At 32.5% G+C, this 11,452-nt stretch carries 23 protein-coding genes; all 23 read left to right on the forward strand.

Annotated elements, in window-relative coordinates; genetic code table 11:
- Nucleotide 1: 1 nt before the first annotated feature.
- The 23 genes from rpsC to rplQ all read left to right on the forward strand — a co-directional run bounded on the left by rpsC (nt 2) and on the right by rplQ (nt 10,836).
- The gene (gene rpsC / locus L6653_RS07150; protein ID WP_058990989.1) at nt 2-727 is read left to right on the forward strand and encodes a 30S ribosomal protein S3; all 726 of its coding nucleotides are present in this window, start codon (nt 2-4) and stop codon (nt 725-727) included.
- Nucleotides 728-756: 29 nt separating this feature from the next.
- On the forward strand, nt 757-1,188 hold the full coding sequence (rplP, locus tag L6653_RS07155; protein WP_058990988.1) for a 50S ribosomal protein L16: 432 nt from the start codon (nt 757-759) through the stop codon (nt 1,186-1,188).
- Nucleotides 1,188-1,394 carry a 50S ribosomal protein L29 gene (gene rpmC / locus L6653_RS07160; RefSeq protein WP_019116578.1) on the forward strand — a complete coding sequence of 69 codons (207 nt, stop codon included), beginning with the start codon at nt 1,188-1,190 and terminating at the stop codon, nt 1,392-1,394. Before rplP ends, rpmC begins: the two co-directional genes overlap by 1 nt.
- A 4-nt stretch (nt 1,395-1,398) precedes the next feature.
- Nucleotides 1,399-1,659 (forward strand): 30S ribosomal protein S17, encoded by a 261-nt coding sequence (rpsQ, locus tag L6653_RS07165; protein ID WP_058990987.1) that lies wholly within the window; start codon nt 1,399-1,401, stop codon nt 1,657-1,659.
- Between the two features lie 19 nt (nt 1,660-1,678).
- Nucleotides 1,679-2,047, forward strand: coding sequence for a 50S ribosomal protein L14 (rplN, locus tag L6653_RS07170; protein ID WP_004815474.1), 369 nt, complete (start codon nt 1,679-1,681; stop codon nt 2,045-2,047).
- Nucleotides 2,048-2,056: 9 nt separating this feature from the next.
- Nucleotides 2,057-2,365: a 50S ribosomal protein L24 gene (gene rplX / locus L6653_RS07175; RefSeq protein WP_004815475.1), complete on the forward strand. Its 309-nt coding sequence runs from the start codon at nt 2,057-2,059 to the stop codon at nt 2,363-2,365.
- A gap of 17 nt (nt 2,366-2,382) precedes the next feature.
- On the forward strand, nt 2,383-2,925 hold the full coding sequence (rplE, locus tag L6653_RS07180) for a 50S ribosomal protein L5 (RefSeq protein ID WP_058990986.1): 543 nt from the start codon (nt 2,383-2,385) through the stop codon (nt 2,923-2,925).
- Nucleotides 2,926-2,936: 11 nt separating this feature from the next.
- Nucleotides 2,937-3,122 (forward strand): type Z 30S ribosomal protein S14, encoded by a 186-nt coding sequence (locus L6653_RS07185; protein ID WP_004838113.1) that lies wholly within the window; start codon nt 2,937-2,939, stop codon nt 3,120-3,122.
- Nucleotides 3,123-3,140: 18 nt separating this feature from the next.
- Nucleotides 3,141-3,536 carry a 30S ribosomal protein S8 gene (rpsH, locus tag L6653_RS07190; RefSeq protein WP_049690550.1) on the forward strand — a complete coding sequence of 132 codons (396 nt, stop codon included), beginning with the start codon at nt 3,141-3,143 and terminating at the stop codon, nt 3,534-3,536.
- A gap of 10 nt (nt 3,537-3,546) precedes the next feature.
- Entirely contained in the window at nt 3,547-4,086 is a 540-nt protein-coding gene (gene rplF, locus L6653_RS07195) for a 50S ribosomal protein L6 (RefSeq protein ID WP_058990984.1), read from the forward strand.
- 9 nt (nt 4,087-4,095) lie between these two features.
- A complete protein-coding gene (gene rplR, locus L6653_RS07200) occupies nt 4,096-4,461 on the forward strand; it encodes a 50S ribosomal protein L18 (protein WP_004838116.1) in 366 nt (121 codons plus the stop codon).
- 15 nt (nt 4,462-4,476) lie between these two features.
- Nucleotides 4,477-4,983 carry a 30S ribosomal protein S5 gene (gene rpsE / locus L6653_RS07205; protein WP_236786274.1) on the forward strand — a complete coding sequence of 169 codons (507 nt, stop codon included), beginning with the start codon at nt 4,477-4,479 and terminating at the stop codon, nt 4,981-4,983.
- A gap of 10 nt (nt 4,984-4,993) precedes the next feature.
- Complete coding sequence (gene rpmD / locus L6653_RS07210) at nt 4,994-5,176, forward strand: 50S ribosomal protein L30 (RefSeq protein WP_004815493.1); 183 nt, start codon at nt 4,994-4,996, stop codon at nt 5,174-5,176.
- A 10-nt stretch (nt 5,177-5,186) separates the two neighbouring features.
- Nucleotides 5,187-5,630: a 50S ribosomal protein L15 gene (rplO, locus tag L6653_RS07215; protein WP_236786276.1), complete on the forward strand. Its 444-nt coding sequence runs from the start codon at nt 5,187-5,189 to the stop codon at nt 5,628-5,630.
- Nucleotides 5,630-6,901 carry a preprotein translocase subunit SecY gene (secY, locus tag L6653_RS07220; RefSeq protein WP_236786278.1) on the forward strand — a complete coding sequence of 424 codons (1,272 nt, stop codon included), beginning with the start codon at nt 5,630-5,632 and terminating at the stop codon, nt 6,899-6,901. The genes rplO and secY overlap by 1 nt, the downstream gene beginning before the upstream one ends.
- Nucleotides 6,902-6,905: 4 nt before the next feature.
- Nucleotides 6,906-7,550: an adenylate kinase gene (locus L6653_RS07225; RefSeq protein ID WP_236786280.1), complete on the forward strand. Its 645-nt coding sequence runs from the start codon at nt 6,906-6,908 to the stop codon at nt 7,548-7,550.
- Nucleotides 7,551-7,719: 169 nt separating this feature from the next.
- Complete coding sequence (infA, locus tag L6653_RS07230) at nt 7,720-7,938, forward strand: translation initiation factor IF-1 (protein WP_019116565.1); 219 nt, start codon at nt 7,720-7,722, stop codon at nt 7,936-7,938.
- 71 nt (nt 7,939-8,009) lie between these two features.
- Nucleotides 8,010-8,123 carry a 50S ribosomal protein L36 gene (rpmJ, locus tag L6653_RS07235; protein WP_004818043.1) on the forward strand — a complete coding sequence of 38 codons (114 nt, stop codon included), beginning with the start codon at nt 8,010-8,012 and terminating at the stop codon, nt 8,121-8,123.
- Nucleotides 8,124-8,134: 11 nt separating this feature from the next.
- Nucleotides 8,135-8,476 carry a 30S ribosomal protein S13 gene (rpsM, locus tag L6653_RS07240; RefSeq protein WP_004838123.1) on the forward strand — a complete coding sequence of 114 codons (342 nt, stop codon included), beginning with the start codon at nt 8,135-8,137 and terminating at the stop codon, nt 8,474-8,476.
- 8 nt (nt 8,477-8,484) lie between these two features.
- A complete protein-coding gene (gene rpsK / locus L6653_RS07245) occupies nt 8,485-8,889 on the forward strand; it encodes a 30S ribosomal protein S11 (protein ID WP_004838124.1) in 405 nt (134 codons plus the stop codon).
- A 12-nt stretch (nt 8,890-8,901) separates the two neighbouring features.
- Entirely contained in the window at nt 8,902-9,495 is a 594-nt protein-coding gene (gene rpsD, locus L6653_RS07250; protein ID WP_236786282.1) for a 30S ribosomal protein S4, read from the forward strand.
- A gap of 33 nt (nt 9,496-9,528) precedes the next feature.
- On the forward strand, nt 9,529-10,485 hold the full coding sequence (locus tag L6653_RS07255; protein ID WP_236786284.1) for a DNA-directed RNA polymerase subunit alpha: 957 nt from the start codon (nt 9,529-9,531) through the stop codon (nt 10,483-10,485).
- Between the two features lie 9 nt (nt 10,486-10,494).
- Complete coding sequence (rplQ, locus tag L6653_RS07260; protein ID WP_004815511.1) at nt 10,495-10,836, forward strand: 50S ribosomal protein L17; 342 nt, start codon at nt 10,495-10,497, stop codon at nt 10,834-10,836.
- Nucleotides 10,837-11,452: the final 616 nt, after the last annotated feature.

The following is an 11,452-nucleotide window of genomic DNA, read 5'->3' on the forward strand; positions in this document are numbered from 1 at the left end:
AATGGGTCAAAAAGTAAATCCTAAAGGTTTTAGAGTTGGCGTAATTAAAGAATGGGACTCTAAATGGTATGCAAATAAAAAAGACTTTTCTGAACTTTTAGTAGAAGATCATAAGATAAGAGAATTAGTTAAAAAAGAAGTTTACGATGCTGGAATTTCTGATATAGAAATTGAAAGAGCAGTAAATAACATAAAAGTTTCAGTTTACACCGGAAAACCAGGAATGGTAATCGGAAAGGGCGGAGCAGGAGTAGAAGAATTAAAGAAAAAAGTTGAAAAAATTGCTCCTGGTAAAAGAGTAATAATAAACGTTGAAGAAATCAAAAACCAAGACGTTGATGCCCAATTAGTAGCTGAAAACATTGCAGCACAACTTGAAAATCGTATCACATTTAGACGTGCTATGAAACAAGCAGTTCAAAGAACAATGAGAGCTGGAGCTGTAGGAATTAAAACACAAGTATCTGGTAGACTTGGTGGAGCTGATATGGCAAGAAGTGAAGGATACAACGAAGGAAAAGTACCACTTCAAACACTAAGAGCAGATGTTGATTATGGTTTTGCAGAAGCAGATACCCAATACGGTAAAATTGGATGTAAAGTTTGGATAAATAGAGGAGAAGTTCTTCCAGGAGAAAAAGCAAAAAGAATTCCTGATATCAAACAACCAAAGCAAAACAGAAGAAATAAAAGAAGACGTCCAAATAGAAGAAATAACGATAGATAATATTATTATCTCAAGGAGGAAACAAGATTATGTTAATGCCTAAAAGAGTAAAATATCGTAGACAACATAGAGGAAGAATGAAAGGTAAAGCCCAAAAAGGCAATACCCTTGCTTATGGTGAATACGGATTACAAGCACTTGATAGTACATGGCTTACAGCAAACCAAATAGAGGCTGCAAGACGTGCTATGACAAGATATATAAAAAGAGGCGGAAATATTTGGATTAAAGTATTTCCAGATAAACCAGTATCAAAGAAGCCAGCAGAAGTAAGAATGGGATCTGGTAAAGGTGCTCCAGAATATTGGGTAGCAGTAGTAAAACCAGGTAGAATGTTGTTTGAGATGAGTGGAGTTAGCGAAGAAGTAGCAAGAGAAGCTATGAGACTTGCAGCACAAAAACTTCCAATCAAAACAAAATTCGTTAAAAGGCTTGAAGTCAAAGAAGTGGAGGAAGCTTAATGAAAGCAGTAGAAATCAGAAAATTAAGTGAAAGCGAATTAAATAAAAAACTTTTCGATTTACAATCTGAATTATTTAATCTTCGTTTCCAATTGGCTACAGGTCAACTAGAAAACCCAGCTGCTATTGGAAATGTTAAAAAAGATATAGCTAGAGTAAAAACAATCCAAACAGAGAGAAAGCTCAATATAAACAAGGAGGCTTAACTTGATGGAAAGAAATAGTAGAAGATCCGTTCAAGGAGTAGTTGTATCAGATAAAATGGATAAAACAATCACTGTAAAAGTTGAAACAAAAATCCAACACCCTGTATACAAAAAAAGATTAAAAGTTAGTAAGAAATATAAAGCTCACGATGAGAACAATGAAGCTAGAGTTGGCGATACAGTAACAATAATGGAAACTAGACCATTAGCAAAGACAAAAACATGGAGACTAGTTAAAATTAACGAAACTGCTGTTCGTGCTTAATTAGGTAAAGGAGATTATTATGATACAACAAGAATCTCGTATGAGAGTAGCAGATAACTCCGGAGCAAGAGAACTTTCAGTTATCAAAGTTCTTGGAGGAGCCGGAAGAAGATACGCAAACATTGGGGATATAGTTACATGTTCAGTTAAAAGTGCAACACCCGGTGGAGCGGTAAAAAAAGGTGAAGTTGTAAAAGCAGTTATAGTAAGAACTTCAAGAGGAGTTAAAAGAAGCGATGGATCATATATCAAATTTGATGACAACGCAGCTGTAATAGTAAAAGACGACAAATCACCTGTAGGAACTCGTATATTCGGGCCAGTAACAAGAGAACTTCGTCATGAAGGATTCATGAGAATTATCTCACTTGCACCGGAAGTATTATAGGAGGATTAAATGCATATTAAAAAAGGCGACAAAGTCCAAGTAATATCAGGTGAATACAAAGGACATGTAGGAGAAGTTATTAAAGCATTTCCTAAAGAAAATAGAGTAATAGTTGAAGGTGCAAACATTCAAACTAAACACCAAAAAGCAAGACAAATGGGTGAAGAAAGTGGAAGATTTGAAAGAGAAGGAAAAATCTCAGCATCAAAAGTTCTACTATACTCAGAAAGCTTAAAAAAAGGTGTAAGGACATCAACTGAAATAATCGATGGAAAAAAAGTTAGAGTTTGCAAAAAAACTGACGAAAAATTCGATTAGATCCAAAAGGAGTAATTATGACAAGTAGATTAAAAGAAAAATACAAATCAGAAGTTGTTAAAGGTCTTGTGGATCAATTCGGTTATAAAAACTTAATGCAAGTGCCAAAACTTGAAAAAATTGTTATAAACATCGGACTTGGTGAAGCAAAAGATAACAAAAACATTTTAAACAAGGCAAAAAATGAACTTGCACTTATTACAGGTCAACAACCAATTGAAATAAAAGCAAAAAAATCTGTATCAAACTTTAAACTAAGAGAAGGCCAACCAATAGGTACAAAGGTAACTCTTAGAGGAGAAAAAATGTATGATTTCATGGATAAATTAATCTCAATTTCTCTACCAAGAGTTAGAGACTTTAGAGGAATTAATCCAAATTCATTCGATGGAAGAGGAAATTATTCATTAGGAATTAAAGAACAATTAATCTTCCCAGAAATTAACTATGATGATGTTGATTTCTTACATGGTATGGATATTACTTTTGTAACAACAGCAGAAACTGATGAAGAAGCTAAAGCATTCTTAACATTAATGGGAATGCCTTACAGAAAATAAAGGAGCAAAAAATGGCAAAAAAGTCAATGATTGCGAAACAAAAAAGAAAGCCAAAATATAGTACAAGAGCATATTCAAGATGCAAAATTTGTGGAAGACCACATTCTGTATTGAGAAAATACGGTATTTGCCGTGTATGCTTTAGAGAGCTCGCAAACAAAGGTGAAATTCCTGGAGTAAGAAAAGCAAGCTGGTAAGTTAGGAGGAAAATAATTATGATGACAGATCCAATTGCGGATATGCTAACAAGAATAAGAAATGGTAACAAAGCTAATCATACATCTGTAAGCTTACCATCTTCTAATGAGAAACGTGCTATTGCTCAAATTCTATTAGACGAAGGTTACATCAAAGGATTTGATGTAGAAGAGGACAATAAGCAAGGTATTCTTACAATAGACTTAAAATACGCAGAAGAAGGCGAAAAAGTTATTACAGGACTTAGAAGAATTTCTAAACCAGGATTAAGAGTTTATGTAAAAGCAAACGAAGTACCAAAAGTTTTAGATGGACTTGGAATTGCGATAATCTCAACATCAAAAGGACTATTAACAGATAAAGCTGCAAGAGAATTAAATGTCGGCGGCGAAGTTATGTGTTATGTATGGTAAGGAGGAATAAATGTCAAGAATAGGTAAAAAACCAATTGAAATCCCTTCTGGAGTAACTATTGATGTTAAAGACAATTTGGTTACAGTAAAAGGACCAAAAGGTGAAGATTCTCAATTAGTATCAAAAAACTTGAAACTTGAACAAGAAGAAAACGAGTTGTTAGTAATAACTTCTGAAAATCCTACAAAAATTGAAAATCAAGAACATGGTCTTTACAGATCATTAATTGCAAATATGGTTTTAGGAGTAACAGAAGGTTATCAAAAAACTCTACAAATAGAAGGAACAGGATATAGAGCCCAAAAACAAGGTAAAACACTAGTAATGAATCTAGGATTTTCACACCAAGTTAAAATGGACGATCCTGAAGGTATTGAAGTTGAAGTTCCTAACGATAGAACTATCGTTGTAAAAGGAATAAATAAGCAACTTGTCGGACAATATGCAGCTAATATCAGAAACTGGAGAAAACCTGAACCATACAAGGGTAAAGGAATCCGTTATGAAGGCGAACATATTAGAAGAAAAGTTGGTAAGACAGGTAAGTAGGGGGCAATAATGGCTAAAAAAACTAAAGAGCAAAGATTAAAAACTCGTAAGTATAGAGTTAGAAATAAAGTCAGTGGAACTGCTCAAAAACCAAGACTTAGCGTCTACAAATCAAATACTAATATATACGCACAATTAATTGATGATGATGCACAAGTAACACTTGCAAGTGCAAACACATTACAAAAAGAAGTAAACGAAGGTTTAGAAAATTGTGCAAACATAGAAGCTGCCACAAAAGTTGGTGAAATGATAGCAAAAGTTGCACTTGATAAAGGAATCGAAGAGGTTGTTTTTGATAGAAACGGATATCTTTATCACGGAAAAGTAAAAGCCCTAGCTGAAGCAGCAAGAGAAAATGGTCTTAAGTTTTAACGAGGGAGGATTTAGATGTATTTATTAAAACAAGATGTAGACAAACTAAACCTCGAAGATAGAGTAGTTAGTATAAATAGAGTTGCTAAAACTGTAAAAGGTGGACGTAACATGAGATTTGCTGCCTTAGTGGTAGTAGGAGATCAAAATGGACATGTAGGAGTAGGAACAGGAAAAGCTACAGAAGTTCCTGAAGCTATAAGAAAAGCTACAGAAGATGGAAAAAAACACATGGTTAAAGTTCCTATAGTAAATACTACAGTTCCACACAGAATATTGGCAAACAAAGGTGCAGGATCTGTACTATTAATGCCAGCTAAAGAAGGTACTGGAATCATAGCTGGTGGACCAGTTCGTGCTATCTGTGAACTTGCAGGATACAAGGATATCAGAGCTAAAAACTTAGGTTCATCAAATCCAAAAAATATCATTAATGCTTGCTTAAAAGCTTTTGCTTCTATGAAGACAGTAGAAGATGTTGCAAGATTACGTGGTAAATCAATAGAAGAATTCGATTATTAAGGAGTATTCTATGGCAAAAGTTGAAATTAAATTAAAGAAATCCTTCATAGGCAGAAAGGACGATCAAATAGCTACAGCAAAAGCACTAGGTCTTAAAAAGATTGGTCAAACAGTAGTTAGAGAAGACTCTTCTGCATTAAGAGGAATGATAAACAAAATTCCATTTATGTTGGAAGTTAAAGAATTAAGCTAGGAGGTGTAAAATGAAACTTCACGATTTAAAACCTAACCAAAAGCTAAAAACAAAAAATAGAAAAGGTAGAGGTCCAGGAAGTGGAAACGGAACTAGAGCAGGTCGTGGTCAAGACGGACAAAACTCAAGAAGCGGTGGCGGAGTTAGACCAGGATTTGAAGGTGGACAAATGCCACTATTTAGACGTCTTCCAAAAAGAGGATTTAAAAATATCAATAAAAAAGAATACGAAACAATCAATGTTTGCGATTTAGATATTTTTGAAGACGGAACAGAAGTTACACCTGAACTACTATTCGAAAATAAAATTTTAAATAAAAACAAAGCAAAAGCTGGAATTAAAATTCTAGGTGACGGCGAAATAACAAAAAAATTAACAGTAAAAGCTCATAAATTTACAAAATCTGCAGAAGAAAAAATCACAGCCCAAGGGGGAAAGGCTGAGGTGATCTAATGTTTGATACATTAAAAAGAGCTTGGGGTGAAGAAGAAATAAGAAAGAAATTCTACTTCACTCTAGTGATGTTATTAATCTATAGATTAGGAAATAACATCCCAATTCCATTTATAGACGCACAAAAGTTAGCTGAGGCATATAAAGGAATGGAAGGAACCCTTGTTGATTATTTAAATATGTTAACAGGTGGCGGACTTTCAACCCTATCGATATTTGCACTTGGAGTACAACCATACATTACAGCATCAATTGTAATGCAATTATTAACAGTTGTTATACCAAGACTTGAAGAGCTAACAAAAGAAGGCGAAGCAGGAAGAAAGGCTATACAAAAATATACAAGATATATGACAATATTTCTTGCAATATTCCAAGCTATAGCAATAACAAACGGATTATATGGAGCAGCTTTATCATCTGCAACATCATTCCAAAAAATAGTTATGAATGTAGTTCTAATCGGTGGAACAATGCTTGTTACATGGATGGGAGAAACCATAACAGAAAAAGGAATTGGAAATGGTGTATCAATTATAATCTTCATGGGTATCATAGCAAACGTACCAAAAACACTTAAAACATGGAAAACTGGACTTCATTACAACACAATTTCTTGGATATCAATCCTAGTAATGGCTATTGTAGTAATTTTTATAGTAGTATTTACAGTAAAAATTACAGAAGGCGAGAGAAAAATTCCAGTTCAATATGCAAAAAGAGTAGTTGGAAGAAAAATGTATGGTGGACAATCAACTCATATCCCAGTAAAAGTAAATATGAGTGGAGTAATGCCAATAATCTTTGCATCAGCAGTATTAGCAATACCATCAACAATATCATTATTTATGGGAAAAGCTAATGGAGGATTAAATCAATTCTTCAGTAAATCAAGCTATGGATTTATAATTTATCTTGTAGTTCAAGCAGTATTAATATTAGTATTTGCTTACTTCTACAACATGATACAATTTAATACAGTTGAATATGCAAAACAACTCCAACAAAACGGTGGTTTTATTCCAGGAATAAGACCAGGAAAACCAACTAGCGATTACCTAGCAAAAGTTGGAAATAAAATAACATTTATTGGTGCTATTTCGTTAGCTTTACTTACAATAGTACCAGCTCTATCATCAAGATTTTTAGGACTAAACTTATCATTTGGTGGAAGTTCAGTAATAATAGTTGTTGGTGTAATACTTGAAACAGTGAAACAAATAGAAGCGATGCTTACTATGAAAAACTATAAAGGATTTTTAAATAGGTAATATTATGAATATCATATTGTTAGGCCCTCCGGGAGCAGGAAAAGGAACACAAGCAGAAAGATTAATCAAAGAATTAGATGCAGTTCAAATATCAACAGGTGATATATTTAGAACAAATATAAAAAATAATACACCTTTAGGAGCTAAGGCAAAAGAATACATTAACAAAGGTCAATTAGTTCCAGATGAGTTAACAATAGATTTAGTTTGGGATGCCTTAGACAAAGTAGAAGATGGAAAAAGCGTACTACTTGACGGTTTTCCAAGAAATATTACTCAAGCCGAAGCACTTGATGAAGGAATGCAAAAAAGAGATAAGAAGATTGATAAGGTAATAAATATCAATGTACCTGAAGATGTAATTATTGAAAGAATATCTGGAAGAAGAGTAAATGTGTCAACTGGAAAAGTTTATCACATCAAATACAATCCTCCAAAAGTTGAAGGAATTGATGATGAAACTGGAGAAAAATTAATCCAAAGAGAAGATGACACAGAAGAAGCAGTAAAAGAAAGACTTGATGTTTACAACAAACACACATCAGTTTTGATTGATTACTACGACAAAAAAGGTATATTAGTTACTATTGACGGTGCAAAAACTCCTGACGAAGTTTTTGATCAAATTAAAAAAAGTTTAGAAAAATAAGATAAAAATATTAACAAATATGCTAAATTTTTCAATGAATTACAAAATCGAAAACGAGATAAAGATAGAGTCTTTCATTAAAGATATCTAGATTATGTCTTGTTGTTAAAAAAATGAATCAATCAGACATTAATAGATCAAAATAAAAAGAAAAGGAGAGATTTTATCGATGTCAAAAAAAGATGCTATAGAAGTAACAGGAGTAGTTAGAGAAGCTCTACCAAATGCAATATTTAAAGTAGAACTAGAAAATGGTCATGAAATACAAGCGCATATTTCAGGAAAACTAAGAATGAACTACATTAGAATATTACCAGGAGATACAGTAACAGTAGAACTATCTCCATACGATCTTACTCAAGGCAGAATTACTTGGAGACGCAAATAACAATAAAAAATCTACGATTTTTTCTTGTTATTTTAAATCTTAAAGTTTAGATAAAGAAAGAGAGAACGATAATGAAAGTTAGAGCATCAGTAAAAAAAATGTGTGATAAATGCAAAATTATCAAAAGAAACGGTAAAGTTATGGTAATTTGCGAAAATCCAAAACATAAACAAAGACAAGGTTAAGGAGGTATTAGATGCCAAGAATAGCTGGTATAGACTTACCTAGAGAAAAAAGAGCAGAAATTGGATTGACTTATATTTATGGTATAGGAAAATCTTCAGCACAAGAAATTTTGGAAAAAGCAGGAATTAATCCTGATACAAAAATGAAAGACCTTACAGAAGGCGAATTAGGAAAAATTCGTGAGATATTAGACGACTATACAATCGAAGGTGATTTAAGACGTGAAGTATCTATGAATATTAGAAACCTTAGAGAAATCAATTGCTACAGAGGAATTAGACACAAAAGAGGTTTACCTGTAAGAGGTCAAAATACAAAGAATAACGCTAGAACTAGAAAAGGAAGACATTAGGAGGAGATATGGCAGCAAAGACTAAAAAATCTTCTGCTAAAAGAGGTAGAAGAAGAGTTAAAAAGAATGTCGAAAGAGGACAAGCTCATATCAATTCAACATTCAATAATACAATGGTAACTTTGACAGATGCACAAGGAAATGCCTTATCATGGGCAAGTGCTGGACAATTAGGTTTTAGAGGATCAAGAAAATCTACTCCTTTTGCAGCACAAGAAGCAGCTTTAGAAGCAGCTAAAAAAGCTATGGAATATGGTTTAAAAAGTGTAGAAGTATTTGTTAAAGGACCTGGTTCAGGAAGAGAATCTGCAATCAGAAGCTTACAAGCTGCAGGACTTGAAGTAACAATGATAAAAGATGTAACACCAATTCCTCACAATGGTTGTAGACCACCTAAGAGAAGAAGAGTTTAATAAGGAGAAACTATGGCAGTAAGCAGAGATCCAATATTTAAAAGATGTAGAAGCTTAGGAATTAGCCCAGCATATTTAGGTTACTCAGGAGAATCAAAAAGATCAAACTCTAATCAAAGAAGAAAACTTAGTGAATACGGTATGCAACAAAGGGAAAAACAAAAAGCTAAATTCATCTACGGAGTAAGTGAAAAACAATTTAGAGGCTATTACGAAAAAGCTTCAAAAATGCAAGGACAAACAGGTGAAAACTTAATAATCCTTTGTGAAAGAAGACTTGACAATATAGCATTTAGATCAGGACTTGCAAGAACAAGAAGAGAAGCAAGACAAATCGTTACACACGGACATTTATTATTAAATGGAAAAAGCGTTGATATCCCATCAATTCTTGTAAACGAAGGTGATGTAATTGAAGTAAAAGAAAAATCTAGATCAAGCCAATTATTTAAGGCTATCAAAGAAACAAACCAATCATTTGGCATAGTTTCATGGTTAGATTCAGATTTAGAAAACTTAAAGGTAAAAGTTACAAACTTCCCAACAAGAGAAGATATAGATATACCTGTAGAAGAACGTATGATTGTTGAGTTCTATTCTAAATAGAATTAGTTAAATTGTTAGAACTAAGGAGATACAATGATAGAAAAATTAGATACAAAGATTGAAATTTTAGATATAGACGAAGAAACTAACTACGGTAAATTTGTCTTATATCCACTCGAAAGAGGCTATGGTACAACCATAGGAAACAGTATGAGAAGGATGCTTTTATCATCCTTACCTGGTTCTAGCGTCTCAAAGATTCTTATAGACGGGGTACTACATGAATTTTCTACAATTCCTGGAGTTGTTGAAGATGTACCTGAATTAATATTAAATATCAAAGGTATTGATATTAAAAAACATACTAAAGAAGATCTAACACTATTTTTAGATATAGAAGGACCTAAGATTGTTACAGCTAAAGATATAAAAACAGATGCCCAAATAGATGTGGCAAATCCTGATCATTATCTTGCAACAGTTAATGATAAAGGAAGATTGTTTGTAGCTCTTGATGTTACTGATGGTAAAGGATATAGAGTAGCTGAGCAAAATAAAAAGGATACAGACCCAATAGGAGCAATAGCTATTGATTCATCATTTACTCCAGTAAAAAGTGTAAACTTTACAGTTGAAAATACTAGAGTTGGTGAGTCTACTGATTATGATAAATTAATTCTTGAAGTATGGACTGATGGAACAATCACTCCTCAAGAAGCCTTATCTGAAGGTGCTTCAATTTTAATGGAAGACATTAGATTTTTCAAAGATCTTCCAGGTCAACAATTCCCACCAGAAGATGAGGAAGAAGAAATTGAAGAAATAGTGGAAGAATATGATAATCAAGTGGAATTATCAAAAACTATTGAGGAATTAGATCTTTCATTAAGGTCATTTAATTGTCTAAAAAGAGCAGGATATAATACTGTTGGTGAGATAATAGAAAAAAGTGAATCTGAACTAAAGGATATCAAAAACTTCGGTAAAAAATCTCTTGAAGAAGTTGTTGATAAGATCCATAGTTTAGGACTTAGTTTAAGAGAAGAATAGGAGGATATGATGGCTAATAAAAGAAAGCTTGGTAGAAGAACAGATCATAGAAATGCCTTACTAAGAAATCAAGTAACTTCTTTGTTAGACAATGGTAGAATTACTACTACCCTAACAAGAGCAAAAGAAACTCAAAAAATGGCTGATCGTATGATTACATTAGGAAAGAAAAATACACTTCACACAAGAAGACAAGCAGCTCAATATATTTACAAACCATCTACAGTTCAAAAATTATTTGGTGAAATTGCACCAAAATATGAAGATAGAAACGGTGGATACACTAGAGTATTGAAACTTGGACCAAGAAAAGGCGATGGTTCTGAAAGAGCAATATTAGAACTTGTATAAAACTTACTCTATAGCATCTTATGAAAATAAGGTGCTTTTTTTGTGGGAATTTTTAATTTTTAAAATAAGGTGAATAATCAAACTTGATTTTAGTCTTTTGACAAACTAAAAATTCGACCATTTCGAGCGAACGTAGTGAGTCGAGAAATATCGTGAGATCTCTCCATGCCTTCGTTTCACTCACACTAAAACACCTTTGCTTTGCAAATTTCTTCGTGCTTTCGCACTTATTTTTAGGGATGATTGTGCCAAATCAAGGCACAATCATCTAGTCGAGATGGTACGTAGCTTAATTTTAATTTTAAAATAAAATATTATCTACATTCATACTTTGTCTACACTCTGTAATCAAACTTGATTTTTATTTTTACTTATTACTTTTATATTTTAGAATTAAAATTTTTGTATATTTTAAATTTAATATAAATATTTTTTATATGGATTATCAAATGATATATAGATTCATTATCAACGGATTTCGATAAGTTAATTTATTTTTTATTATCAATGGAATTTTAAAAAATGTATTAGATTTTATATGGAATTTTTAAAATTTATTTTAGATTTTATATGTAATTTTAAAATTTGTTTTAGATTTTATATGTAATTTTAAAGT

This window comes from Anaerococcus ihuae (genome assembly GCF_928368155.1).
Classification (GTDB): Bacteria; Bacillota; Clostridia; order Tissierellales; family Peptoniphilaceae; genus Anaerococcus; species Anaerococcus ihuae.